Raw genomic sequence first — 674 nt, forward strand, 5'->3', positions numbered from 1 at the left:
GGGACGGATCGACCACAGCCGCGCTGCAATGGCTGGATGAGGCCGAAACCGGAATTGGCCGAGCTGAGATCTTTTCAGCCGTCGGCCATGCCGACACGGCGGGGCTGTTCTCGGCCCTGCTGGGGCGGGAAATCACCGTCAACCGGGTGAGCGTCAAGCTCCCCGGCGGCCCGGATTCCGGCGTGTTCGCCCTGATCGGGCAGCTTCAGGGGCCGCGCCTGCCGGAGGGCGCAACGACCCTGCCCGAAGGGGCCACCATCGCGTGGTGGCTGGTATGAGCGCCACTAAACGCCAGATGGCGACCCACCGGAGCGACAACCCGCAGCCCCCGGCGGTACTGTCTATCGTCCCACCCCTGGTTCATGAAATTCCCGCCCGGATTTGCGCCGGGGTCGCTGCGGGCGCGGGGGCGGTGCTGTTTTTGGGGGTGTTGTCGCTGGCGGGGTGGCTTTGAACATCCCGTCGTATCGAATTCAATGGTTTTGGGTGCGGGTTTATCTGCACTGCCTGCTCGCCGCCGAGATGGATCAGCCGGTGCATTTCACCAGCCGGATTGACGGGGCGTTGCTGCCAGACATCCCCTGGTGGTCCTGAAAATGCCGATCAGGCGCGAAAACCGCGCCCGTTGCATTGAAGCCCGGCAGGGATGCCGGGCGACCCCGCCGGTCGAAGAA

The 674-nt window shown here is 66.0% G+C and carries 1 protein-coding gene; it reads left to right on the forward strand.

What is annotated here, in order from left to right; all coding sequences use genetic code 11:
- Positions 1 to 278, forward strand: a 278-nt coding sequence (locus CAPSK01_RS17410; RefSeq protein ID WP_273703982.1) for a DUF1874 domain-containing protein, incomplete at its 5' end; no start/stop codon positions are given.
- Between the last annotated feature and the right edge of the window lie 396 nt (positions 279 to 674).

This window comes from Candidatus Accumulibacter vicinus (assembly GCF_000584955.1).
Classification (GTDB): Bacteria; Pseudomonadota; Gammaproteobacteria; order Burkholderiales; family Rhodocyclaceae; genus Accumulibacter; species Accumulibacter vicinus.